This window comes from Candidatus Symbiopectobacterium sp. NZEC135, from assembly GCF_025962695.1.
Genome location: NZ_JAGFPF010001261.1, coordinates 1 through 632, shown reverse-complemented (window position 1 = coordinate 632; position 632 = coordinate 1). Strand labels below are relative to the sequence as shown.

Sequence of the window (632 nt, the reverse complement as noted above, 5' to 3'; positions counted from 1 at the left end):
ATGATCGCCGTAAACGCCTGTGCCGGAGAACGGGTACGTAATGGTGAGTCCTGCCGATTGGTCGCCAGAGAACACGGCATCAGTCCTTTATTTTCGGCGATGTGTGCGCTGGAGAACATTGCGGTGAAGACGGTCGCCGGGGCGCGAGTGCGGCAGGGAGAACCCTGCTATCGGGTGGCGTGGGAGCAGGGTATTCATCACTGCCACAGTGCGATGCATTTTCTGGAGATGATCGCGGTTGATACTTTTGGCGCTCAGCGGGTGCGAAACGGGGAATGCTGCGCATTAGTGGCCCAGTCGCTGGGGATTTCGTTGGTCGGGGATGCGGTAAAGGTATTAGCAGCCCTCGAAATGGCCTCTGTCGGTGCGGCAAAGCGCCCGCGTTTACGGTAAATAGGGTGGCAATAAATAGAAAACCCACAGTCAACGTACTGACCGTGGGCTGGTATGAGGTGCTGTACTCAGAAAAGCGTTACTTCTTGATACGGATAACCGGTGTTTCACCGACAACAACGGTGCCGCTCAACTTGGTCAGCTCTTTGATTTCGTCCATGTTGGAGATAACCACCGGCGTCAACGTCGATTTGGCCTTTTCTTCCAACAGCGCCAGATCGAATTCAATGACCAGATCG

The 632-nt window shown here is 54.7% G+C and carries 1 protein-coding gene and 1 pseudogene; one reads left to right on the top strand and one right to left on the bottom strand.

What is annotated here, in order from left to right; all coding sequences use genetic code 11:
- Positions 1-393, top strand: a 393-nt coding sequence (locus J5224_RS33720) for a hypothetical protein (protein WP_264629226.1), incomplete at its 5' end; no start/stop codon positions are given.
- A gap of 79 nt (positions 394-472) precedes the next feature.
- Here the strand turns inward: J5224_RS33720 and J5224_RS33715 are convergent.
- Positions 473-632: pseudogene (locus tag J5224_RS33715) on the bottom strand (PTS glucose transporter subunit IIA); the annotation flags it as partial.